This window comes from Comamonas sp. 14P8.1.4, assembly GCF_057799285.1.
In genome coordinates this window covers 843,327-866,246 of the sequence record NZ_JBYOKN010000001.1, presented here as the reverse complement: position 1 = coordinate 866,246, position 22,920 = coordinate 843,327, and the positions used below count along the sequence as shown (strand labels likewise).

Here is a 22,920-nt window from a genome sequence, read left to right as displayed (position 1 = left end):
GGCCACACCGGTCTGCCATCTGGCGGGGGCAAAAGGGCGCAAAGGGGGCGCAGAAGCAGCGCGCTGGCGCGGCGGCTTAGGAGTCGGACAGCGGGTTGTTCGCCTCGCTCCAGAACACGGTCTTTTTGGCAATGCGTTTCATGATGGCGTGCAGCACCAGACCAATGATGGACAGCACGATCAAGATGGCAAAGACACCGGCCGTATCCATCGAGAAGTTGCGCTGCAAGATGAGGTAACCCAGACCGGCCTGGGCGCCGACAAACTCACCCACAATCGCACCAATGACGGCCAGCACAATGCCGATGTCCAGGCCCGCAAACACATAGGGCAAGGCATGTGGCAGACGCAGGTGGCGCAGGATCTGCCACTCGCTGGCCGTAGCGCAGCGAAACAGATCAATTTGATCCTTGGGCGCCGAGCGCAAGCCGACAATGGTGTTGGCCAGCAGCGGGAAAAAAACAATGGCTGCGGTGATCACGATCTTGGACGTTTCACCAAAGCCAAACCACACCACAAACAACGGCGCAATCGCCACCTTGGGCATGGTCTGAAAAGCCACCACGTACGGGTAGAGGATGGCTTCCATCAACCTGCTCTGACCAATCAGCAGGCCCAGCGCAAAACCAGCTGCCGAGCCGATGGCAAAGCCCGCCAGAATTTCAAACAGCGTCACCTGGATATGGGGCCAGAACTCACCGCTGACCATGCCTGTATAAAACGCTTCAAACACAGGCAGCGGGCCCGGCAAGATGATGGGAGAGACTTCCAGCCACTGCACCAGAAAGTGCCAGGCAGCCATGACAAAGACAAAAAATCCAGCGATCAACAAACGGGTGTGCAGGGGGTTATCGATGACGGAGGTGGTTTTACGGGTGCTCATTTAATCCAGGCCTCCGGCGGCGTTAAGGGATTGACGGATGGCGCTGACATAGTCGCCAAAGCGGCTGGAATTGATGATGGACAGGTCTTTGTCGGCAGGCAGATCCAGCGCCATGATCTCGGTGACGCGGCCAGGGCGTGGCGACATGACCACCACGCGCTCGCCCAGGTACACCGCCTCCGGAATGCTGTGCGTGACCAGCATGATGGTCGCCCCGCTCTTTTCCTTGATGCGCAGCAACTCGTTGTTCATGGTCTCGCGTGTCATGGCATCGAGTGCGCCAAATGGCTCGTCCATGAGCAAAATCTCCGGCTTGTTCACCAGCGCACGGGCAATACCCACGCGCTGCTGCATGCCGCCCGACAGCTCCTTGGGGTACTTCTTCTCAAAACCTGCCAGCCCCACCATGTCGATGAAGTGCATAGCACGTTCGGTGGCTTGCTTGAGATCGCGCTTTTGCATCTTGGCGGGCACCAGCGCGTTTTCCAAAATATTGAGCCATGGCAGCAAGACCGGCGCCTGAAACACCACACCAATGTTGTGCTGCGGGCCGCTGGAGCGCTGGCCGTTGATGCGCACCTCGCCGCTGGTGGGGTTGGAGATGCCCGCCAGAATGCGCAGCAACGTGCTTTTGCCACAGCCACTGGGGCCCACCACGGTCAGAAACTGCCCCTGGGGTACCGAGAAATTCACGTCCTGCAAGGCCGTGATGGACTGCCCGTCCTGCGTGCGGTAGATTTTGTTGAGATTGACGAACTCAAACGACGGCGTGCCGTGTGCGCCATCACCTGTGGGGCTGGCGCTCGTGGGGGGAACAGAATGGCTCATAGGTTCTTAAACGCGTCGAGCTGATTGAGCTCTTCGACGATGTGCGTAATGAAAGTGCTCGTTGCTACAGGCAGCGTGCGCCCCTGGTGCACACACAGGGAAAAATGAATGCTTTCGGCGCGCTGGTCCACCAGCGGGATGTAGCGCACGGCATGGCTGCCTTGCAGCGGATAGCCAATGTGCTGGTTCACGATGGCCAGCGACAGCCCCGCCATGGAGGCGCTGCGCAGCAGCTCATACGAGTTGCTGGTGAGCACCGTGTGCGGGCGAATGCTGGCTTTGCGAAACATCTGGTCAAACGCCACTTTCGAGCCAATATGGCGGTCAGGCAGCGCAATCCCATATTCAGCAATGTCGGACAGAGCCAGCTTGTCACGCTCGAACAACGGGTGCCCCTCTGGCACCAGCACATGGCTGCTGAGCTTTTTTTGGTAGACCACCCGGATATCGGGATTGACCGAGGCGTTGAACGTCATGGCCGCATCCAGCTCGTCATTGGCAACCATCTCCAGCAGCTCCGGCGTGCCTGCCACATGCACGTGGTAGGTGATGCCCTGGTATTTGCTGTTGAACTGGGCCAAAAACTGCGGAATGAAGTCGCGCGAAAACGTTTCCGGAATCCCGAAAAGCACCTTGCCGCGCTTCATGCCGCTCAAGGCCTCAATGTCGGACTTGGTCTTCTCCAGCTCCTGCTCCATGCGGCGCGCGTAGCGCACCAGCACTTCGCCAGCAGCCGTCAACGACAAGATGCTCTTGCCACGGCTGCGCTCCAGCAGGGGCGAGCCCACCTCGTCCTCCAGCAGCATGATCTGCCGCGAAATGGCGGACGGGGCCACAAACAAGTGCTCCGCCGCTGCGCGGTATGAGCCCTGCCGGTACACCTCCAGAAAGTAGCGCAATGCCGTGGCGTTCAGCATGGCTTAGCCTGGGAGCTTGCAGTCTTTGGCTTGCTGAATGATCTGCGCCTTGTCAAAGGCATTGACCTTGCGGAAGAACTCAGGGTCCTGCAACAGATAGTCGGCAGGCTGGCCCGCGGTGTTCTTCACCAGCTTTTCCTGCACCAGGAAATCCTGGAACTTTTGATAAGCCTGCGGCTTGAGGTTGCCCACCAGCTCTGCACCGTTGATCTGGAAGGCTTGCTGCATGGACTTGAGCTGGCCCTGCAACAACGCCAGGTCCCACTTGGCCAATGTGGCTTCGTCGGCGCCCGTGGGCTTGGTGCTGGGGAACTTCTTCCAGTGAATTTCACGCACGCAGGCGGGGTTGGCCATGGCAAACACGGTGGCCTTGGCCGCGCCACGCACAATCGCCTCCACCATCTGCGGCTTGGTCTGCAACGTTTTGTCCAGGGTACTGAGCGTGAAGTCGGGGTAGCTCATCCACTCGGCAGGCTGAATCACGCGCAGCTTGGTGCCCGCATTCTCAAAGCCCACCAGTGCCGAACCCCAGAACATCAGGGCCTGCACACGGTCGTTGTTCAGCGCATCCAGCGCTGGCGCACCTGCGCCTACGGCAATGATCTGTACATCTTTGTCCGGATCGATGCCATGGGACTTGAGCACGCCCTTGAGCAAGGGGTAGCCACCGGTCGCCAGGCTGACGATACCAATCTTCTTGCCCTTCAAGTCCTGGATCGATTGCAGCTGACTGCCGGCTGGCACGCCCATGCCCCAGTCGATCACGCCATTGCCCATCACGCCCTTGACGGGAATCTTGTTGTCAAACTTGGCCTGCACCAGGTTGATGGAGTTGAGCTGGGCAAAGTCCAGACCGCCAGCGGCCATTTGCTGCAGCGCCTGACCGGAGCCCGATACGCCGATGACATTGACGTCATAGCCCTCTTGCTTCCAGTAATCCAGCGCAATCGGCATCATCAGCCAGGGATAGGTGACGTTGAGCACCTGGCTGCCCAGACCAATCGTGACCTTTTGCAAGGCGGGCGCATCTTTGGCCTGGGCATTGGCACCAGCCAGACCCAAAGCGAAAACGGCGGCGGCGATCGTGGAGATTTTCTGCAAACTCATAACCTAGATCAAAGCAAGTGAGGAAAGACTGTGATTGGATCACCTTCATTTATTCTCAAAAAGCATCGTTTTTGCAGCAATAAATTCCAAAAATTAGAATTTTCAAAAATTCACCGTGCAGCGCCTGACTGCCCCACATCACCAGGCACAGCCACTGCCCACACGGGATGGCACGCAGCTATCAAAACCAAAGCAAGCAACCACTATGCGGCCATAAAAATCATCAATCTGGCTGCATTTATCGAAAAAACGCACTTTTGAATGACCGTGGTTTGCCTAGCGCAAACAGCTTCAAAACAAGGGTTCACCCTATATTTGTTTGCGATGTCAGGCATCGCTTTTTTCTGCACTGATGGGTTCCTGCAGCCTCATTGCTTATCCCCTCAACCCACTGCGGCATCAGGGCACCCCACGCCCCCATCGAGAGGTATCGCGCTGGTGCCACAACGCAGCCCAGACACTACGCGGTGCGCGTGAACGCCGAAGATGGGCATAAAAAAAGGACTGCGAATGCAGTCCTTTTTGGTAGCTACCAGCGCTTACCAAATAAGCGCTAGAGGCCAATTTTGCTAATGAGACATCAATGGCGAATCAGGTGATCGAAAGCCGACAGCGCGGCGGTAGCGCCCGCACCGGTGGCGATGATGATCTGCTTGTACGGCACGTTGGTGCAGTCACCGGCAGCCAGCACGCCCGGCACATTGGTCTCGCCCTTGGCGTTGATTTCGATCTCGCCAAAGCGGGTCAGATCCACGGTGCCCTTAAGCCATTCGGTGTTGGGCAGCAAACCGATCTGCACAAAGATGCCGTCCAGCGCCACGGTCTTGCTCTCTTCGGTCACACGGTCTTTGTAGGTGATACCGGTGACCTTCTTGCCGTCGCCATTCACTTCGGTAGTTTGGGCGTTCAGGATCACGGTCACATTGGGCAGGCTGTGCAGCTTCTTTTGCAGCACGGCGTCGGCCTTCAGTTCGCCGTTGAATTCGAACAGCGTCACGTGCTTGACCAAGCCGGCCAAGTCAATCGCTGCTTCCACACCGGAGTTACCGCCACCGACCACGGCCACGGGCTTGCCCTTGAACAAGGGGCCATCGCAGTGGGGGCAGAACATCACGCCCTTGGCGCGGTACTGGTCCTCACCGGGCACGTTCATATTGCGCCAGCGTGCACCGGTGGACAGGATCACGGTCTTGCTCTTGAGCACAGCGCCCGAAGCGGTATGCACTTCGATCAGGCCACCAGCGGTGGCAGCAGGCACCAGCTTGGTCGCAGCTTGCTGGTTCATGATGTCCACTTCGTAGTCACGAATGTGGGCAGCCATGGCCGCAGCCAGCTTGGGGCCTTCGGTCTTGCTGACCGAGATGAAGTTCTCGATGTCCACAGTGTCCAGCACCTGGCCACCCAGACGCTCGGCAGCAATACCGGTGCGGATGCCCTTGCGAGCGGCGTAAATCGCTGCAGCGGCGCCAGCAGGGCCACCGCCGACCACCAGCACGTCGAACGCTTCCTTGGCGGAAATCTTGGCGGCTTCACGGGCAGCAGCGCCGGTGTCGACCTTGGTGACGATCTCGGCCAGCTCCATGCGGCCTTGGCCAAAACGCTCACCGTTCACGAACACGGTGGGCACGCCCATGACTTCACGGTCCTTGACTTCGTCCTGGAACAGGCCGCCGTCGATCGCGGTGTGGGTGATCTTGGGGTTCAGCGCCGACATCAGGTTCAAGGCTTGAACGACATCAGGGCAGTTGTGGCAAGACAGCGAGTAGTACGTCTCGAAGTTCAAAGGCGCATCAATGGCCTTGACTTGTTCGAGCAGGTCAGACGCTTCCTTGGAAGGGTGACCACCCACGTGCAGCAGCGCCAGCACGAGGGATGTGAATTCGTGGCCCAAAGGTACACCGGCGAAACGCACGCCAGTTTCCACGCCAGGGTTGTTGATGGCGAACGAGGGCTTGCGCACGTTCAGGTCGTTCTTCTCGACCACGGTGATCTTGTCGCTCAGCGCCACCAGATCGGCCATCAAGGACTTGATCTCGCCAGCCGCCTTGCTGTCGTCCAAAGTAGCTACCAGTTCGAGGGGCTTTTGCAGGCGCTCCAGGTAGGCCTTCAGTTGGGTTTTGAGATTGGCGTCCAGCATAATAGTCAAATCCTAATAAAATTCTTTTTTGATAGCCTGAGATTGCATGGTTGAAAAAAAGCCCGGGCCACGCCCAGGCTTTTCTTGGGCAATCGAATTAGATCTTGCCAACCAGGTCCAACGAAGGAGCCAATGTGGCATCGCCTTCGTTCCACTTAGCAGGGCACACTTCACCGGGGTGGTTGCGCACGTACTGAGCAGCCTTCACCTTGCGCAGCAGGTCTTCTGCATTGCGGCCAATGCCTTCAGCAGTGATTTCCACAGCTTGGATCACGCCATCGGGGTCAACGATGAAAGTGCCGCGGTCAGCCAGGCCAACGCCAGGGCGCATGTTTTCGAAGTTGTTGGTGATCACGCCGCTTGGGTCGCCCAGCATGGTGTACTTGATCTTGCCGATGGTGTCGGAAGAATCGTGCCATGCCTTGTGCACGAAGTGGGTGTCGGTGGACACGGAGTAGATTTCCACGCCCAGCTTCTGGAATTCAGCGTAGTGGTCAGCCACGTCGCCCAGTTCGGTAGGGCAAACGAAAGTGAAGTCGGCAGGGTAGAAGAAGAACACAGCCCACTTGCCCAGCACGTCCTTTTCGGACACTTCGATGAACTTGCCATCCTTGAACGCGGAAGCTTGGAAAGGCTTGATAACGGTATTGATAACAGACATGTTGTTTCCTTATGTGATCCGGCGAAATACAGCCTGTAGTCTAAAGCCTTACAATGGATAACCCCAATCAATTGAGACAATCAACTAGATCGTTAAAAACTATTAAAAGATACAAACGCAACTCAACCTCAGCCGCAGCCAATCCGCAGCAGTGTGGGCATCCGCTATAAAGTCGCTGCGATCCTTGACAATACGCCCCACAACCCCCACTACAAGAAGGAGCCCCATATGAAAGGCGATCCGCAAGTCATTGCAGCTCTGCAAGCACAACTCAAAAACGAATTGACCGCCATCAACCAGTACTACATGCACTACCGCATGTACAAGCACTGGGGTCTGGATGCGCTGGCCAAGATTGAATACAAAGAATCCATCGGCGAGATGAAGCACGCCGACTGGCTGATGGACCGCATCTTCATGCTCGACGGACTGCCCAATCTGCAGGATCTGGGCAAGCTGCAGATCGGCGAAGACGTGCCAGAAGCCTTGCAGTGCGACCTGAACCTGGAAACAGCCGCCCAGGCCACCATCAAAGCCGGTATCCAAACGGCCGAAGCTGCGCACGACTTTGTCTCGCGCGATCTGCTGCTGAAGATTCTGGATGACACCGAGGAGCACATCGACTTCCTCGAAACCCAGCTCGACCTGATCGAGAAAATTGGCGTACAGAACTACCTGCAAACCCAGATGGGCGAAGCAGAAGCGCACTGACCCCAGCACACGCCAGCGTCATCGCAGCCATAAAAAACGGAGCTTCAAGCTCCGTTTTTTGATGGTGGGCACACCGCCTTCACAACTCCGGCACCAGATAGTCCTTGGTAATGCACTCACCCAGCTGGTTGACCCGGTCCAGAAACTGCGTGAGGTAGGCATGCAGGCCGGTGTCCAAGATTTCATCAATGCGGCTGTACTGCAAATCCGCCAGCAAACGCCCGGCCTGGCGCTGGCTGTCTATCGCCCCTTCATGCGCTACCGCTTTGAGGTTAAAGACCACCTCGCGCAGGCAAGCGTGCAATGAGCGCGGCATGTCAGCGCGCAGTACCAATAGTTCGGCCACCCGCTCCGGCGTAATCACATCACGGTAGACCTTGCGGTAGACCTCAAAGGCCGAGACGCTGCGCAACAAGGCACTCCAGTGGTAGAAGTCGAACTGCTGCACCCCTTTGCGCAGCGGATCCACCCCATGGTAGTCACGCTGCAAGGCATGAAAACGCACATCCAGCAGACGCGCAGTATTGTCGGCACGCTCCAGAAAGGTACCCAGCCGCAAGAAGTTGAAGGCCTCGTCTTGCAGCATGGTGCCCAGCGCCACCCCGCGCGACAGGTGGGAGCGGTATTTCACCCATTCAAAGAACTGGCCCGGGTCTTTGCCCAAGGCCCCGTCGCTGAGCTGCTTGCGCAAGGCCAGCCAGGTCTGGTTTTGAGTTTCCCAGACCTCGGTCGTCAATGCGCCACGCACCGCGCGGGCATTTTCGCGCGCAGCCCGCAAGCAGGCGACGATGGAGGCGGGGTTGGTTTCATCCGCTGCCATGAAGTACAGCACGTTGTCACGCGTGATCTCGCGGTATCTGGCTTGGTAGGCGGGAATCAGCTCACTGATCGACAACACCCCCTGCCAGGCCCGCGTGGCGTCTTCCGGGCGCATTGGCAACATGGAGGTGTCGTAGCTGACATTCAGCATGCGGGCGGTGTTCTCTGCTCTTTCGGTGTAACGCGACATCCAGAACAGGTGATCGGCGGTGCGGCTGAGCATCTCACAGCCCTCCTTGCATGGTTTGCTGCAGGCCACCCAGGCCCAGAGATTGCGACATGCCGTCCAGGCTTTGCTGCGCCAGCGGTTGCGCATCAGGGCCCAGCACCCAGGTATCTTTGGTGCCACCACCTTGGGATGAATTCACCACCAAAGACCCCTCTTTCAGCGCCACCCGTGTCAGCCCGCCAGCGACCATCGCCACACCTTGGCTACTGCTGAGCACAAAAGGACGCAAATCAATGTGGCGCGGTGCAATACCGGCTTCCACCATGGTCGGGCAGCTCGACAGGCTCAAGGTCGGCTGTGCGATATATCCCGCTGGATTGGCCAGCAAGGCTTGGCGAAAGTCTTCAATCTCTTGCGCGCTGGCCGCTGGCCCGATCAGCATGCCGTAGCCACCTGCGCCGTGCACTTCCTTCACCACCAGTTCAGACAAGTGATCGAGCACATACTTCAGGTCATCGCTTTTGCGGCACAGCCACGTGGGCACATTGCTCAAAATCGGCTCTTCCCCCAGGTAGAAGCGGATCATGTCCGGCACATAGGGGTAAACGGATTTGTCGTCGGCAATCCCGGTGCCCACCGCATTGCAGATGGTGACATTGCCTGCGCGGTAGGCCTCCATCAGCCCCGCACAGCCGAGCGAAGATGTGGCACGGAACACCTGGGGATCCAGAAAGTCATCATCCACACGGCGGTAGATCACGTCGACACGCTGCAAGCCCCGTGTGGTGCGCATATAGACCACCTTGTCTCGCACGACCAGGTCCTGGCCTTCCACCAGCTCCACCCCCATTTGCTGCGCCAGGAAGGCATGCTCAAAGTAGGCGCTGTTGTACATGCCCGGCGTCAGCACCACCACGGTTGCCGAAGCCGCCGCCGCCGTCACTGGCGCGCTGGCACGCAAGGTATCCAACAACAAATCCGGGTAATGCGCCACTGGCTCCACCGCATGCGTGCTGAACAGCTCTGGAAACAGGCGCATCATCATCTTGCGGTTTTCCAGCATGTACGACACACCAGAGGGCACGCGCAGATTGTCTTCCAACACGTAGTACTCGCCCTCCCCTTGCGCATTGGGCGCACGCACAATGTCGATGCCCGCAATATGCGCGTAGATGTCACCCGGCACCTGCAGGCCCTGCATCTGGGGACGGAACTGGGCATTGCCATCGATCAGGTCACGCGGCACGATGCCTGCGCGCAAGATGTCCTGGTCGTGGTACACATCGCCAATGAAGCGGTTGAGGGCCGTCACACGCTGCACCAGCCCCTGCTGCATGCGTGACCACTCTTGCGCAGGGATGATGCGCGGAATAAGGTCAAACGGAATCAGGCGCTCCGTGCCCGCACCCCGCTCATCCTTTTCGCCATAGACCGCAAACGTAATGCCCACGCGGCGAAAAATCATTTCGGCCTCTTCCTGCCGCGCCTGCATGGTGGTCTGTGTCTGCCGCGCCAGCCACTGGGCATAAGCCTTGTAATGGGGCCGCACATCGCTGCCATCAAAAGGCAGCATTGCGTACATTTCATCGAACTTCTGCATACCCGCACGCCTCCTGCGAATGGACTACCTGCACGTCAGCAAGAATCAGGCCTGACCAGCCCTGGGGACCCCAAGGCCCGGCTGGTCCAGGACAGATGGTCGCATCCAGTGTAGCAACCAGCGCACGTCCTAAGGGGTGACAGGCGACCAATACCTGGGTTCCACGGCCCGCTCGCACCGCACGGACTCCGGCTGCGCGGAGCGCCACCACGCAGCGCCGCAGCTGGGGCTGGCCACCCATTGCACGTTCGCAGCCCGGTAGCGCTCCACCACACTGTCTGCGGGGTGACCAAACCGGTTGCGGTAGCCCGCCTGGGCGATGGCGATGCGCGGCTGCACCGCAGCCACCCATTCCGCACTGGAAGAAGTGGTGCTGCCATGGTGCGGCACCAGCATGAGATCAGCGCGCACATCCACACCAGCGCGCACCAGGGCCTGCTCCTGCGCAACCTCCACATCCCCCGTCAGCAGCGCCCTGCGCCCAGACTGGCTTTGCACCTGCAACACGCAGCTGCGTGCATTCGTGGCCGAGCGTGCTGCGCCAGCCACCTCCGTGCCAGGATGCAGCACCCGAAACAGCACGCCATCCCACACCCAGGCATGCCCTTGCACGCAAGGCACACCGCCTGCCCCCCACCATTGGGCCTGCGGGAAAGCGCGCTGCACCGACGCTGCACCGCCCGCATGATCGCTGTCCGCGTGGCTGATCATTTGCGCCGTCAGGTCCACGCCCAGCGCCCGCAAGACGGGCACCACGCTGCGCTCACCGGCGTCCGCATGGGCCGACCAACGCGGCCCCGCATCAAACAACAGGCTGTGCTGCTGGGTGCGCAGCAGCACCGCACTGCCCTGCCCCACATCCAGCGCCAATACGTCAAATTGGCCCCACACAGGTGTTGCCGGCTGCCACCACAGCAAGGGCAGCACCGCCGGCACACCCAGCATGCGCCAGCGCCACCCCACGGGCAAGACCAGCCACAGACAGCCCAGCACCCCGGCCAACGCCGCCCACCATGCAGGCTGCGCAAAGTACACCACCGCCAGCGGCCAGGCGGCCATGTGCTCCAGCAGCCACACCATCGCCGTGACGCATTGCGCGGCCACCTGCCACAACGGTGCCCACACAGCGCCCAGCATGGACAGCGGCGTCACCACCAGGGTCACCCAGGGAATCGCCCATAAATTGGCCAGCATGCCGACTACCGAGATCTGCCCGAACAGCAGCAAAGTCAGCGGTGCCAGCGCCAGCCCCACCACCAGTTGCTCCAGCAGCAAACGCTGGCTTGCCCTGCGCCACGCCGGCCTGTGTGCACCGGGCGATTGCGGCTGTGCAGCAAACAACACGCCGACAGCCACAAAGCTCAGCCAGAACCCCGCTTGCAGCAGGCTCCACGGATCGAGCAGCACCACCGCCGTCAGCACACTCAGCCACACATAAGGCCACGGCCAGACGCGGCCCTGCGTGCGCAACAGCACCACCACGCTGAGCATGCCAATGGTGCGCTGCGCCGGTATGCCCCAACCACTCAGCACCGCATACGCGGTCGCCAAGGCCAACCCGGCCCAGGCCGCAGCCACAGGTGCCGGACACCACAGACAGCAGCGTGCAGAACGCCGCCACACGACGTTGACCAGCGCCATCGCCAGCCAGGCAAACATGGTGATATGCAAACCGCTGATGCTGACCAGGTGGGCAATGCCCGTGTCGCGAAACAATTGCCAGTCACTGCGCGCAATACTGGATTGGGCGCCCGTGACCAGCGCCTGCACCACGCCCCAGGAGGCCTGCTCGCGCGCAGACGCCTGTGCAGGCGCTTGCATGGCCGTGTGCAGCTGCCCGCGCCACTGGGCCACAGGCGCCTGCCAGGTGGTCCCCAGCCATTGCGGCAGTGGATCATGGGCTGTCGTACGGATGTAGCCGGTGGCTTGCAAACCTTGGCTCCACGCCCACAGCTCCCAGTCCATGCCGTGCGGATTGCGCTCGCCGTGGGGTGCTTTCAGGCGCACCGTCCACGCCCAGCGCTGGCCAGCGCGCAGTCCCTGCGGCGGCAGGGTCCCATACCACGTCAAGGCCACCGCAGCTGGCAACGGCACCGCCTGCTGTGCCACCCAGGCCCGCTCAATCTGAAAACGCAGCCGCACCCCACGCTCGACCACCTGCGGCATATCACTGATGACGCCCTGCACCCGCACATCGCGCCCCTCCCACTGCACGGGCATGGCACTGGCCTGGAACACGGCCGCCCGCCAGCCCGTCACGCCCCAGGCGCAGGCTATGGCCAGCACCAGATGCAGCACCGGGCTGCGTCCCCAGCCCATGCGCCAGCCACCCCATGCACCGCAGCCAGCCACGATGACAACCAGCACATACACCCACACCGGACACAGCGCGCCTTGCTGCAGTTGCAAGGCAGCGCCCGCCACGATACCCACCATCGCATACGCCCCGGTGAACGGGCGTTGTGGCAAAGCGGTGCAATGTCTTGGCATACTGGCAAGCATGCGGTGTGTGTGCGGCGGATGCAAAGCCAGTCGCCCAGTTCACCCCCTCCAGAAGACGAAAGGAAAGAACACCATGAGCATTTACAACAAGCTGCAAGCCCTGAACATCCAGCTGCCCCCCGTGGCCGTGCCTGCGGCCGCCTACGTGCCGTTTGTACAAACCGGCAACCTGGTGTTTTTAAGCGGCCATATTGCGAAGAAAGATGGCCAGGTCTGGGCCGGCCAGCTGGGCGCTGGCATCAGCACCGAAGAAGGCAAGCAAGCCGCCCGCGCTGTGGCTGTGGACTTGCTGGGCACGCTGCAAGCGGCCTGCGGCGGTGATCTGAACCGCGTGCAGCGCATCGTCAAAGTCATGAGCCTGGTGAACTCCACCCCCAGCTTTACCGAGCAGCACCTGGTGACCAACGGTTGCTCCGAGCTGATTGCCGAAGTGTTTGGCGACAAGGGCACCCACGCACGCAGCGCATTTGGCGTGGCACAAATCCCCATGGGCGCCTGCGTTGAAATCGAGCTGATTGCCGAGATTGCTTAAAAAAGTGAGCTGGTAGCGATGATCCAATATTGACTTCAATATCTAAAGATAGCGAAATTAAGGATTAATAAGCGCTAGCAGCTCCTCTTTTTAACCTCCATGCGAAAAGCGCAGCCTTGTTCCCAAGGCTGCGCTTTTTTTGTGCGGATCGCGTGTGGGTCTCAGCGGTGCAAGGCGCTCGCTGCCCACCCCGCAGGTTGGGTCACGGTGATGCGCTGGTCGGCCACGGCCGCCAGTTGCGCGGGGCTGACCAGGCGGCCATCCAGCTCTGACAGGGGCTGCAGCACAAAGGCCCGTTCATACATGCGCGGGTGCGGCACGGTCAGCGTAGTCGTGCTCAGCTGCTGCGTGCCCCACAGCAGCACATCCAGATCCAGCGTGCGCGGTGCATTGCGGTACGGGCGCTCGCGCCCCGCCGCCAGCTCCAGCGTTTGCAGGGCTTGCAGGAAGGCCTCGGGCGCTTGCTCGGTCTCCAGCTGCGCCACGGCATTCAGATAGTCAGGGCCTGTGGCATCGACGGGCGCGCTGCTGTAGAGCGATGAGACAGCCCGCAAGCGCGTGCCTGGCAATGCGGCCATGCCGTGCAAGGCCTGCAGCAAGGCCTCACCACGATCCCCCAGATTGGCGCCCAGGCCCACAAACACCTGCATGCTCAAGCCTCGGCGCTACCGCCCGCAGACGCATCACCCGCAGCCGGCTTGCGGCGGCGACGGCGGCGCTTTTTGGCCGGTGCATCACCCAGCGCCTGTGCGCCCTCGTGGGCCACGGTGTCCAGCGGGGACTGCACGGCTTCGGCATCGGTTTTGCGCGGGGCCTTACGCGGCTGCGCAGCCTTTTGCTTTTGGCGCTGCTCTTCGCGCACCTGGGCCACCAGATCTTCGCGGCGTGCATCATCGGCGGCCTGGAAGTCTTGCCACCATTGCGCCAAAGACTCTTCCACCTCGCCCACATCGGCGCGCAGGCGCAAGAAGTCAAAGCCCGCACGGAAACGTGCCTGCTGCACCATGCCAAATGGCGTGCTGCCCGTGCGCTTATCAAAGCGGGGCTGCATGACCCAGATTTCGCGCATGTCAGCCGCCAGCTTGCCGCGGCCCGAAACATCGCCAATACGCTGGTCGAACACCTCGTCGATGGCTTCGCTCAGCGCGGGGAAAGCGTGGAAGCCCTTTTTCAAGCGACGTTCCCAACCTGCCTTCACGTCCTGCCACAGCACGCAGGCCAGCATAAAGCTGGGCGCCACGGGCTTGCCCTCACCCACCCGGCGGTCGGTATCGGCCAGCACAGCCTGTACAAAGGGGTGATCGGCACGCTCGACCACCACATCCAGCAGCGGGTAGATGCCCTTGGCCAAGCCCAGCTTCTTGAGCTGCTCGATCGACGCCAGTGCGTGCCCGGTCTGCAGCAGCTTGAGCATTTCGTCAAACAAACGGCTTTGCGGCACTTCCTTGAGCAAATGCTCCGACTCCACCAACGGCTTGGCGGTCTTGGGCTCCAGCTTGAAACCCAAAGGGCTGAGCTTGGCCGCAAAACGCACGGCGCGAATGATGCGCACCGGGTCTTCGCGATAGCGCGTGGTGGCATCACCAATCATGCGCAGCACGCGTTTTTGGGCGTCTTGAATGCCTTTGTGGAAATCGACCACGACCTGCGACTCAGGGTCGTAATACATGGCGTTCACCGTGAAGTCACGGCGCGTAGCATCCTGGTCCTGCGGACCCCAGACGTTGTCGCGCAGCACGCGGCCACTGGCATCCACGGCATGCTTCATGTGCGCCAGCGCCAGTTTGCTGGTGCGCTCGTTACCGCTGACCTGCTCGGCCTGGCTGTTGTCCAGGAAAGCACGGAAAGTGGAGACTTCAATCACCTCATGCTCACGCCCACGGCCGTACACCACGTGCACGATGCGAAAACGCTTGCCAATGATGAAGGCGCGGCGGAACAGGCTTTTCACCTGCTCGGGCGTGGCATTGGTGGCCACGTCAAAGTCCTTGGGGCGCAGGCCCAGCAGCAGGTCACGCACAGCACCACCGACGATGTAGGCCTCATAGCCCTCGTCTTTGAGGGTGCGCACCACATCAATGGCACGCGGGTCCACCAGTTGCGGGTCAATGCCGTGCACGCTGGCCGGCACCTCTTCACGCTTGCCAAAACGCGGCTTGCGCGAACGGGTGGCGGGCTCTTTGCCCAGCAATTTATCGATGATGGTTTTAATCATGTGTTCTCAGTAAACAGATCCAGCACACGCCAGCCGCGCTCTTGCGCCAGGGCACGCAGACGGGGCTCGGGATTGGTTGCCACGGGGTGGTTCACCCTCTCGAGCAAAGGCACGTCGTTCATGGAGTCGCTGTAGAAGGTTGAATCCACGGCCTCCCAGCTCAAACCCTGCTGTGCCAGCCAGGCATCCATGCGGGTCACCTTGCCTTCGCGCATGTTCGGCAAGCCCTTGACAGCACCGGTAAACCAGCCGCTGGCATCGCGCTCCAGCTCGGTGGCAATCAGTGTCGGCACCTCAAAGGCAGCGGCAATCGGACGGGTCACAAACTCATTGGTGGCCGAGGTGATGACCACCAAGTCCCCGGCGCGCAGGTGATTTTGTACCAGCGCCACGGCCGCAGGCTTCATCGCTGGGCGAATCACCTCGTCCATGAAACGCTGGTGTGCGGCATTCGCTGCCTCAGCCCCACGCTGCACGATGGCCTCGGTGGCAAAGCGCACATAGTCCGGCACATTCAGGGTACCGGCCTGGTAGTGCGCAAAAAACTCGTCGTTGCGGCGACCAAATTCGGTGCGATCACACCAGCCAATGGCAATCGCAAATTCTCCCCAACCATGGTCAGAGTCCATGGGAATCAGCGTGTGGTCAAGGTCAAACAGGGCCAGACGGCGGCGCTGAGAGGGAGCGTCAGAGTGCATGTATGCGTTCCAAAAAAACAGAGCGGTCAGGCGTGGCGTTGCAGCGCAGCGTCAGGCTCATTCCGTCTCCAGCATGGTTTTGAGCAGGGGAATGGTGATCGCCCGCTTGTTGCGCAGCGCAAACTCGTCGAGCATGTCCAGCAATTGCATCAGGCTGGCCAGGTCGCGCGAGAAACGCTTGAGCATGTAATCCACCACATCAGCGCTCAGGGTCACCCCACGCGCGGCAGCTTCGGTCTTGAGCACCTCACGGCGCTCTTCTTCATTGGGCACATGCAGCTGAAAAACGTGCCCCCACCCCAGACGGCTGCGCAAATCATCACGCACTTCCATGGCGGCAGGCGGCGCATCACCGGCAGACAAAATCCAGCAGGGCGAGCCACTGGGTGGATTGATGGCATTCACAAACCAGTTGAAGGCCCGGGCCTGTTGCATGGGGGTGTACAGCTGCACATCGTCCATGACCACCGCCGCCCAGCGCTCATCAAACTCTGGGGGGAAACCGGTGGAGGCATCCATCCAGCCCACTTGCGCGCCTTGCTCACGCAGCATTTCCCGCACGGCCTTGAGCAAATGGGTTTTGCCCGAGCCCGAAGCGCCCCACAAATACGTGGGAACCGGGGCACGTGGTGCGGCACGGAAGCCGTCATGCACCCAATTGTGCAGATGGCTGACAACCGGCTGGTTGCGACCAGCATAAAAGCGCGAAAGGGATGGCCCTGTGGGCAAGCCGATGTCCAGCGCCAGCTGCTTCATAGGGAGCGTGCAGTCAGTACGTCCTGCCTGCCAGCGAGCAAGCGTGTATGCATCCAAAATGCAGTCAAAGGCAACAACGTAGGCATGAAGGGAAAAGCGAAAACTTCCTGCAGGGTCTGGCGACGCGGCAGGTGAGATGCAAGTGGCTTGTCGCAATTGGTGGCAATTGCTTCAAGAATTACTGCATTTTAGTCTGCTTCCACCATTCTCACAGGCACTGGCCCTATCCCGGCACTAGCAAAGTCGCTAGCAGCAAGCTCTCACATCCTGCGATGCCCTGCCTTCCGGAGGCCACATGCGGGACATACCCTAGGGTCTCGCCTTAGAATCGCAGGATCCTCTCGCCCGCGTGGCCCCTCACTGCACAGATTGATCTCATGAGCTCCTCTGCCTCCCCATCCACCCCCATTTCCTATAAAGACGCTGGTGTTGACATCGATGCCGGTGACGCACTGGTTGAGCGCATCAAGCCGCTGGCCAAGAAAACCATGCGTGAAGGCGTGATGGCCGGCATCGGCGGTTTTGGCGCCTTGTTTGAAGTGCCCAAGCGCTACAAGGAACCGGTACTGGTCTCCGGCACCGACGGTGTGGGCACCAAGCTGCGCCTGGCTTTTGAATGGAATATGCATGACACCGTGGGTATTGACCTGGTGGCCATGAGCGTCAATGACGTGCTGGTGCAAGGCGCAGAACCCCTGTTCTTCCTCGACTACTTTGCCTGCGGCAAGCTGGATGTGGACACTGCAGCCGCAGTGGTGGGCGGCATTGCCAAGGGCTGTGAGCTATCCGGCTGCGCACTGATTGGCGGCGAAACCGCTGAAATGCCCGGCATGTACCCCGACGGTGAGTACGACCTGGCTGGTTTTGCCGTGGGCGCCGTGGAAAAGTCCAAGATTTTGACCGGCCAAAACGTGCAGCCCGGCGACGTGGTGCTGGGCCTGGCCTCGGCTGGCGTGCACTCCAACGGCTTCTCGCTGGTGCGCAAGTGCATCGAGCGCGCTGAAAGCCAGGGCACCGTGCCCGCCACGCTGGACGGCAAGCCGTTCAAGAACGCAGTGATGGAACCCACCCGCCTGTACGTCAAGAACGTGCTGACTGCGCTGGCACAACACCCCATCAAGGCCCTGGCCCACATCACCGGTGGCGGCCTGCTGGAAAACATCCCGCGCGTGCTACCCGAAGGCACAGGCGCTGACCTGAAGGCTGGCAGCTGGCCCCAGACCGAGCTGTTTGCCTGGCTGCAAAAAACAGCCGGTATTGATGATGTGGAAATGAACCGCACCTTCAACAACGGCATTGGCATGGTGGTGGTCGTGGCCGCCGCTGATGCCGAAGCCACCGCAGCAACTTTGCGCCAACTGGGTGAAACCGTCTATACGATCGGTAACATTACGGAACGCAGCGAAGGCGCTGCCGTCCAAGTTAAATAGTTTTTCTTTTAAAGCGATCACCCATGGGGAACCAGCATCCACTTCCAACCGTTTGCCCTTCCCCAACGCTGCCCTCGCGCAGCGTGATGATTGCCAGCTACCTACTCATGGCCTGCACGCTGCTGCTGGTCATGTGGCAAAAACTTCTGCCCGGGCTGCTGTGTGCATGCCTGGGCTTTTTATTGACCCGTGCCATTGCCAGTTTGCTGGCGCGCATTGACCGCCGCCCCCCCGGCCCCGCGCCTGATCGCTGGGCGCAGGCAGCGGCCGCCACCCTGGTCATCCTGGGCCCGCTGGTCTGGTTGGGCCTGGCCCTCACCCACTCCCGCGGCTACCTGTCTGATATTCCGCACCAGTACAAAGAGCTGCTGAACTATTTGGCGCATACGGTGCTGGAGCTGCAACAAAAGCTGCCGCCTGAACTGGGCAACCTGCTGCCCCAGGGCGCGGCCGAAATTCAGCAGGCGATTGCCACCAGCCTGGCCACCAAAGCGGGCGCCCTGGCCCTGGCCGGCAAAGCCTGGCTGGGCGGCTTGCTGCACGCCTACGTCGGGCTGCTGATTGGTGCGCTGGCCGCCGTGCGCCCCCGCGTGCCGCCGCGCGCACCGCTGAGCCAGGCCCTGCAACGCCGTGTGATGCTGCTGGGTGAGGCGTTTCGCCAGATTGTGGCCGCGCAGTTCTGGATTGCGCTGTTCAACACCTGCCTGACCGCCGCCTTCTTGCTGCTGGTCTTGCCCATGTTCAACATGGCGCTGCCCTATACCCCAGCGCTGATCATGCTGACCTTTGTGGCGGGCTTGATTCCCATTGTGGGCAACCTGTTTTGCAACGTGGTGCTGACGGTGGTCGGACTGTCCGTCTCGCCCGTGGCAGCTGCGGTGTGCCTGGGCTTTTTGATTCTGATTCACAAGGCCGAATACATCATCAACGCCCGCGTCGTGGGTCAGCGCACCCACATGGCGGTGTGGGAGCTGCTGAGCGTGATGTTCATCGCCGAATCGGTCTTCGGCCCTGCAGGCCTGGTGGCAGCGCCGCTGTTTTACGCCTACCTCAAGAAAGAGCTGGAAGCGGCCCGCCTGGTTTAAGGCGCGATTTAAAAACAAGAGCTGCTAGCGCTTGTTTGATCTGCACTTCACCAACAAAACCACCGCAAACAAAGCAAAAGAGAGCGCTATGCGCTCTCTTTTTTTATACCACAGCACTCCAGGCGCTAGATTTCAGCGCGCAACAACTCAATGCGCGCTTCAATCACCGGTAAGTCTTGCGGCGCCTGGGCCATGCGCACATAGGCCTGCAAGTCCTGCAGTGCTGCATCGCGCTGCCCCAGCTGCGCCTGCACCAGGCCACGGTCGCGGTAGCTGTCTGCATCGTGCGGACGCAGAATGATCAAACGGCTGAGCACCCCCAGCAGCAGCGGCAACTGGTCATCCTGCACATAGACGCTTTTCAGATTGCGCAACATGCGCTCAATGATGTCGCGCCCACTGGCAGGCATCAAGAACAGGTGTAGCGGCGCCATCTCATCTTCGGCCAGACCCCAACTTTCGCGAAAAGGCTCCAGCCGCTCAGACAGCGTGTTCTGCGTCAGCCCGCGCCCCGTGAGTGGGTCCTGAATGATGATGCCCTCATCCACATACACCTTGACCAGAAAGTGCCCGGGAAAGGAAATGCCATCCACCTTCAGCCCGATGCCAAAGGCCAGCTCCATCCACAGCACGGCCAGCGAAATCGGAATGCCCCGCCGCGTTTGCAGCACGTGGTGCATATAGCTGTTGGCCGGGTCGGCAAAGTGGTTGGCATTGGCCGCAAAGCCCAGTTTTTCGTAGAAAAACTCGTTGAGCATGAAAGTGCGCTGCATGGCCGTTGCCCCCCAGGGGATGGAAGCGCGCAGGCGCTCGGCCAGTCCATCCACCTCAAACAGCACCCCTTGCACATCCAGCTCAGGCACGGCGTCCAGCGCCAAGCTGGCGGCACTCTCCAGCACAGGGAAAGCCACGTCATGTCCGACCAAACAGCCAAAGTGGTCGAGCGCAGAGGGCACTTCAAGGTTCAACGGCATGTCGGCACTCTACCGTGATTTCGCCGCCTGACGCACCTCAACATGTATCAGGTGCTTAACGACGCAGCAGACTGCGCAGTTTCAGCCCCGAGATCAGCAGCACACCAAAGTAAATCAGCCCCGAGCCAGCCAGCATCAACGCCATCAGGCCCACACGATGCCATTCATGCGCATGCAGGGCTTTCCAGTCCCAGTGCTGCGCCCCCCACAGCAGAAACACGGCCAGCAAGGCAGCGGCCGACAACACCTGCAGCACATACTGAAACCACCCCGGCGCAGGCTGGTAGGCCCCACGGCGCAGCAGACCGATCAGCAGCCACAGGGCATTGACCAGCGCCGCCAAACCAATCGACAGCGCCAGCCCCGCGTGGGCCAGCCATGGCACCAGCACCACGTTCAAAATTTGTGTCAGCACCAGCACCGCCACGGCAATCTTGACCGGTGTTTTCATGTCCTGGCTGGCAAAGTAGCCCGGCGCCAGCACCTTGATGGCCACCAAACCCACCAGGCCCGAGCCATAACCCACCAGCGCCAGCGCGATTTGCGAGACATCGTTGTTGTGCAACGCACCCCGGTGGAACAAGGTCGCCACCAAGGGCTCAGCAAACGCCAGCAGGCCCACGCCGCAAGGCACGGCCAGCAAGACCACAAGGCGCAGCCCCCAATCCAGCATATTGGAGTAACGCTGCGCATCACCAGCCGCCTTGGCTGATGCCAGTTGCGGCGTCAGCACCACCCCCAGCGCCACCCCCAGCAGCGCAGTGGGAAATTCCATCAGCCGGTCGGCATAAAACAGCCACGTCACGCTGCCCGGCGTGAGGTACGAGGCAATTTGCGTATTGATCATCAGGCTGACCTGCGCCACGCCCACACCCAGCAGCGCAGGCGCCATCAGCGACAGAATGCGGCGCACGCCGCCATCACGCCATGCTGCCTGCACCTCCGCCACGGAGATACCAATGCGCGGCAGCAGCCCCAGCTTTTTCAGCGCTGGCAGTTGCACCGCCAGCTGCAGCACGCCGCCCAACATCACCCCCCCGGCCATGGCATAGATGGGCTCGATCCCATGCCGCCCCAGCCACGGCGCCAGCAGCAAGGCCGCGGCAATCATGCAGGCGTTGAGTAGCACCGGCGTGGCCGCGGGCACTGCAAACTGCTTCCAGGTGTTGAGCACCCCGGCGCACAGCGCCACCATCGACATGAAGCCGATGTACGGGAACATCCAGCGCGTCATCAGCACCGCCGCTTCGTGCGCGTGGCCGTTCTCAAAACCACTGGCCAGCAACCACACCAGCACGGGCGCACCGGCAACCCCCAGCGCACAGGTCAGCAGCAGCACCCAGAACAGCACAGTGGCCACATTGGCCACCAGCTCGCGCGTGCGCGCCTCGCCCTCTTGCGTTTTGGTAGTGGCCAGCACCGGCACAAAAGCCTGGCTGAAGGCCCCTTCCGCAAACAAGCGGCGAAACAAATTAGGAATACGGAAGGCAACGTTGAAGGCATCCGTGAGCGCATTGGCCCCGAACATCGAGGCCATGATCAGATCACGAACCAGACCCGTGACACGCGAGGCCAGGGTCAGCAACGAAACGGTAGAAGCAGATTTAAGGAGTGACACCCGCGCAGTGTAGCCATGCCACGCCGTGCTGAGGGACTGCTGCTACACCCGCCTTGGCAAGTTGTAACAACACCGCGTGCGCCACGCACCCAAGCAATCACCCAATTTGGTGCTTTCACGCACCAAATACACGCACGCACACCTTGTTGGTGCACACCCTGCAGTCTCCTGCACACATTCACAATGCGTTGCTATAATGGCGGGCTTCGCTGGCATCATCCCCAGACAACCAAAGGAATACATCATGGCAACTAAAGCCAAAAAGAACCCCCGCCTGGCCTCCGGCCGCAAGCGCGCTCGTCAAAACGTTAAGCTGAACGCTGCCAACACATCGCTGCGTTCGAAGTACCGTACCGCTGTTAAGAACGTCGAGAAGGCTGTTCTGGCCGGCGACAAGGTGAAGGCTACCGAACTGTTTGCTAAGGCTCAGTCCGTGCTGGATACCGTTGCTGACAAGGGCATCTTCCACAAGAACAAGGCTGCTCGCGATAAGAGCCGTCTGTCCTCCAAGGTCAAGGCCTTGGCACTGGCCGCCTAATCCACATTTAGGCATCGCACGAATGGCTCCGGCCATTCGCCGTTTGCTTCGGGTGCGCTGCCAGCGAAACAAAAGAACCGCCTCACGGCGGTTTTTTTGTGCCTGTTGCATGACGATTTCGCCTGTTCACATCACGCACAGGCATGAAAAAACCGCCCTGCGGCGGCTTGGTTCACATGGTTTTGCGGCTCTGCCGCATGGCTCAAGACTTCTCGTCGGGGATCAGACAGGCCTCAGCCACCTGCAGATTATTGTCTCGCGCAAAGTTCAGAACGAAATCCCAGGCCATGGGTTCATGGGCCTGCAAATCACGGTGCACGACAATGCATTTGAAGCCATTCATGGTGGTGGGAATGCACCAGGGCGAATAGCCCAAATGGCTGCCACGCTGGGCGCCACCGGGACGAAACTGGCTCATCACCCCCGCCAAGCGTTCGGCCCAGTCACTGGGGCGAAAGGTTTTTCCCTCCAAGGTCACACCTTGGATGAAGATTTCTTTGGAGCTGGGGGAAACCATCAAGATCAATCCGGTAAGACAAGGTGCGCTGCGGGATCACCGCCTTGTGCACCGATGCACAAATTCTAACTCTTATATAAGACACAAGCACTTCACTAGGAATTGAAAAGCGACCTTCGCTTTACGCCAAATATGTGCGCAGAGCATGCTGCGGTGCTTGCAGGGCCCTAAAATCATCCCCTTGTCTTTTGCCAAACTCGCAAAAGTTGTGCCACGACTGCCA

General features: G+C 60.4%; 22 protein-coding genes. 6 read left to right on the top strand and 16 right to left on the bottom strand.

Translation table 11 applies throughout. The annotated features are described in order from the left end of the window. Positions 1-76: 76 nt before the first annotated feature. The 4 genes from AC27VO_RS04030 to AC27VO_RS04015 are packed head-to-tail and all read right to left on the bottom strand — an operon-like array spanning position 77 to position 3,735. Positions 77-883, bottom strand: coding sequence for an ABC transporter permease (locus AC27VO_RS04030; protein WP_488665396.1), 807 nt, complete (start codon positions 881-883; stop codon positions 77-79). Beyond that, complete coding sequence (locus tag AC27VO_RS04025; RefSeq protein ID WP_488665395.1) at positions 884-1,711, bottom strand: ABC transporter ATP-binding protein; 828 nt, start codon at positions 1,709-1,711, stop codon at positions 884-886. After that, positions 1,708-2,628: a LysR family transcriptional regulator gene (locus AC27VO_RS04020; protein WP_488665394.1), complete on the bottom strand. Its 921-nt coding sequence runs from the start codon at positions 2,626-2,628 to the stop codon at positions 1,708-1,710. Before AC27VO_RS04020 ends, AC27VO_RS04025 begins: the two co-directional genes overlap by 4 nt. A 3-nt stretch (positions 2,629-2,631) precedes the next feature. After that, positions 2,632-3,735, bottom strand: a complete 1,104-nt coding sequence (locus AC27VO_RS04015; RefSeq protein WP_488665393.1) for an ABC transporter substrate-binding protein — start codon at positions 3,733-3,735, stop codon at positions 2,632-2,634. A 30-nt stretch (positions 3,736-3,765) separates the two neighbouring features. Here AC27VO_RS04015 and AC27VO_RS04010 point away from each other — a divergent pair, with 30 nt between their 5' ends. Then, positions 3,766-3,996, top strand: coding sequence for a hypothetical protein (locus AC27VO_RS04010; RefSeq protein ID WP_488665392.1), 231 nt, complete (start codon positions 3,766-3,768; stop codon positions 3,994-3,996). Between the two features lie 319 nt (positions 3,997-4,315). Here AC27VO_RS04010 and ahpF read toward each other — a convergent pair whose 3' ends face one another. Both ahpF and ahpC read right to left on the bottom strand, forming a co-directional pair. Further along, positions 4,316-5,872, bottom strand: a complete 1,557-nt coding sequence (gene ahpF, locus AC27VO_RS04005; protein WP_488665391.1) for an alkyl hydroperoxide reductase subunit F — start codon at positions 5,870-5,872, stop codon at positions 4,316-4,318. 97 nt (positions 5,873-5,969) lie between these two features. After that, positions 5,970-6,533 carry an alkyl hydroperoxide reductase subunit C gene (gene ahpC, locus AC27VO_RS04000; protein WP_488665390.1) on the bottom strand — a complete coding sequence of 188 codons (564 nt, stop codon included), beginning with the start codon at positions 6,531-6,533 and terminating at the stop codon, positions 5,970-5,972. Between the two features lie 228 nt (positions 6,534-6,761). Here ahpC and bfr point away from each other — a divergent pair, with 228 nt between their 5' ends. Continuing rightward, the gene (bfr, locus tag AC27VO_RS03995) at positions 6,762-7,244 is read left to right on the top strand and encodes a bacterioferritin (RefSeq protein ID WP_488665389.1); all 483 of its coding nucleotides are present in this window, start codon (positions 6,762-6,764) and stop codon (positions 7,242-7,244) included. 79 nt (positions 7,245-7,323) lie between these two features. On the opposite strand, the gene AC27VO_RS03990 is transcribed toward bfr, so the two are convergent. The 3 genes from AC27VO_RS03990 to AC27VO_RS03980 all read right to left on the bottom strand — a co-directional run bounded on the left by AC27VO_RS03990 (position 7,324) and on the right by AC27VO_RS03980 (position 12,301). Next, entirely contained in the window at positions 7,324-8,286 is a 963-nt protein-coding gene (locus AC27VO_RS03990; protein ID WP_488665388.1) for an alpha-E domain-containing protein, read from the bottom strand. Position 8,287: 1 nt separating this feature from the next. Further along, positions 8,288-9,832, bottom strand: a complete 1,545-nt coding sequence (locus tag AC27VO_RS03985; protein WP_488665387.1) for a circularly permuted type 2 ATP-grasp protein — start codon at positions 9,830-9,832, stop codon at positions 8,288-8,290. 129 nt (positions 9,833-9,961) lie between these two features. Then, positions 9,962-12,301 (bottom strand): DNA internalization-related competence protein ComEC/Rec2, encoded by a 2,340-nt coding sequence (locus tag AC27VO_RS03980; RefSeq protein WP_488665386.1) that lies wholly within the window; start codon positions 12,299-12,301, stop codon positions 9,962-9,964. A gap of 106 nt (positions 12,302-12,407) precedes the next feature. On the opposite strand from AC27VO_RS03980, the gene AC27VO_RS03975 reads away from it, so the two are divergent. Then, entirely contained in the window at positions 12,408-12,866 is a 459-nt protein-coding gene (locus AC27VO_RS03975) for a RidA family protein (protein WP_488665385.1), read from the top strand. Positions 12,867-13,027: 161 nt separating this feature from the next. Here the strand turns inward: AC27VO_RS03975 and folK are convergent, their stop codons facing one another. Genes folK through hda form a run of 4 tightly spaced genes read right to left on the bottom strand, consistent with a single transcriptional unit; the run spans position 13,028 to position 16,535 of the window. Further along, positions 13,028-13,516 carry a 2-amino-4-hydroxy-6-hydroxymethyldihydropteridine diphosphokinase gene (gene folK / locus AC27VO_RS03970; RefSeq protein WP_488665384.1) on the bottom strand — a complete coding sequence of 163 codons (489 nt, stop codon included), beginning with the start codon at positions 13,514-13,516 and terminating at the stop codon, positions 13,028-13,030. Between the two features lie 2 nt (positions 13,517-13,518). Then, positions 13,519-15,081: a polynucleotide adenylyltransferase PcnB gene (gene pcnB / locus AC27VO_RS03965; protein ID WP_488665383.1), complete on the bottom strand. Its 1,563-nt coding sequence runs from the start codon at positions 15,079-15,081 to the stop codon at positions 13,519-13,521. Further along, on the bottom strand, positions 15,078-15,779 hold the full coding sequence (locus tag AC27VO_RS03960) for an HAD family hydrolase (RefSeq protein ID WP_488665382.1): 702 nt from the start codon (positions 15,777-15,779) through the stop codon (positions 15,078-15,080). Before AC27VO_RS03960 ends, pcnB begins: the two co-directional genes overlap by 4 nt. 57 nt (positions 15,780-15,836) lie before the next feature. Further along, on the bottom strand, positions 15,837-16,535 hold the full coding sequence (gene hda, locus AC27VO_RS03955; RefSeq protein ID WP_488665381.1) for a DnaA regulatory inactivator Hda: 699 nt from the start codon (positions 16,533-16,535) through the stop codon (positions 15,837-15,839). A 377-nt stretch (positions 16,536-16,912) separates the two neighbouring features. Here hda and purM point away from each other — a divergent pair, with 377 nt between their 5' ends. Together purM and AC27VO_RS03945 are read left to right on the top strand one after the other, a co-directional pair. Next, positions 16,913-17,965, top strand: a complete 1,053-nt coding sequence (gene purM, locus AC27VO_RS03950) for a phosphoribosylformylglycinamidine cyclo-ligase (protein WP_488665380.1) — start codon at positions 16,913-16,915, stop codon at positions 17,963-17,965. Between the two features lie 23 nt (positions 17,966-17,988). Beyond that, on the top strand, positions 17,989-19,050 hold the full coding sequence (locus AC27VO_RS03945; RefSeq protein WP_488665379.1) for an AI-2E family transporter: 1,062 nt from the start codon (positions 17,989-17,991) through the stop codon (positions 19,048-19,050). A gap of 125 nt (positions 19,051-19,175) precedes the next feature. Here the strand turns inward: AC27VO_RS03945 and AC27VO_RS03940 are convergent, their stop codons facing one another. Together AC27VO_RS03940 and murJ are read right to left on the bottom strand one after the other, a co-directional pair. After that, positions 19,176-20,024 (bottom strand): SirB1 family protein, encoded by an 849-nt coding sequence (locus tag AC27VO_RS03940; RefSeq protein ID WP_488665378.1) that lies wholly within the window; start codon positions 20,022-20,024, stop codon positions 19,176-19,178. A gap of 55 nt (positions 20,025-20,079) precedes the next feature. After that, a complete protein-coding gene (gene murJ / locus AC27VO_RS03935) occupies positions 20,080-21,642 on the bottom strand; it encodes a murein biosynthesis integral membrane protein MurJ (RefSeq protein WP_488665377.1) in 1,563 nt (520 codons plus the stop codon). A 244-nt stretch (positions 21,643-21,886) separates the two neighbouring features. On the opposite strand from murJ, the gene rpsT reads away from it, so the two are divergent. After that, positions 21,887-22,180, top strand: coding sequence for a 30S ribosomal protein S20 (gene rpsT, locus AC27VO_RS03930; protein WP_488665376.1), 294 nt, complete (start codon positions 21,887-21,889; stop codon positions 22,178-22,180). 202 nt (positions 22,181-22,382) lie between these two features. Here the strand turns inward: rpsT and AC27VO_RS03925 are convergent, their stop codons facing one another. Continuing rightward, complete coding sequence (locus tag AC27VO_RS03925; RefSeq protein WP_488665375.1) at positions 22,383-22,697, bottom strand: DUF3579 domain-containing protein; 315 nt, start codon at positions 22,695-22,697, stop codon at positions 22,383-22,385. Positions 22,698-22,920: the final 223 nt, after the last annotated feature.